General features: G+C 55.9%; 1 rRNA gene. It reads right to left on the bottom strand.

Annotated features, from left to right (window positions below):
* Nucleotides 1-1,076: ribosomal RNA gene (locus ACWESM_RS36620) — 23S ribosomal RNA — on the bottom strand; the annotation flags it as partial.

Here is a 1,076-nt window from a genome sequence, read left to right as displayed (position 1 = left end):
AAGGTGGTGAGAAACCTCATCTTGGAACAGGCTTCCCGCTTAGATGCTTTCAGCGGTTATCCCTTCCGAACGTAGCCAACCAGCAGTGCCCTTGGCAGGACAACTGGCACACCAGAGGTTCGTCCGTCCCGGTCCTCTCGTACTAGGGACAGCCTTCCTCAAGTTTCTGACGCGCGCGGCGGATAGAGACCGAACTGTCTCACGACGTTCTAAACCCAGCTCGCGTGCCGCTTTAATGGGCGAACAGCCCAACCCTTGGGACCTACTCCAGCCCCAGGATGCGACGAGCCGACATCGAGGTGCCAAACCATCCCGTCGATATGGACTCTTGGGGAAGATCAGCCTGTTATCCCCGGGGTACCTTTTATCCGTTGAGCGACACCGCTTCCACATGCCGGTGCCGGATCACTAGTCCCGACTTTCGTCCCTGCTCGACCCGTCAGTCTCACAGTCAAGCTCCCTTGTGCACTTGCACTCGACACCTGATTGCCAACCAGGCTGAGGGAACCTTTGGGCGCCTCCGTTACATTTTAGGAGGCAACCGCCCCAGTTAAACTACCCACCAGGCACTGTCCCTGAACCCGATCAGGGTCCGAGGTTAGAAGTCCAATACGACCAGAGTGGTATTTCAACGACGACTCCACGAACACTGGCGTGCCCGCTTCACAGTCTCCCACCTATCCTACACAAACCGTACCGAACACCAATACCAAGCTATAGTGAAGGTCCCGGGGTCTTTTCGTCCTGCCGCGCGTAACGAGCATCTTTACTCGTAATGCAATTTCGCCGAGTCTGTGGTTGAGACAGCAGAGAAGTCGTTACGCCATTCGTGCAGGTCGGAACTTACCCGACAAGGAATTTCGCTACCTTAGGATGGTTATAGTTACCACCGCCGTTTACCGGGGCTTAAATTCTCAGCTTCGCGCCCGAAAGCGCTAACCGGTCCTCTTAACCTTCCGGCACCGGGCAGGCGTCAGTCCGTATACATCGTCTTACGACTTCGCACGGACCTGTGTTTTTAGTAAACAGTCGCTTCTCTCTGGTCTCTGCGACCACACCCAGCTCGGACCGCAAAG

This window comes from Nocardia sp. NPDC003999, assembly GCF_053604885.1.
This window is presented reverse-complemented; position numbering and strand designations above follow the sequence as displayed.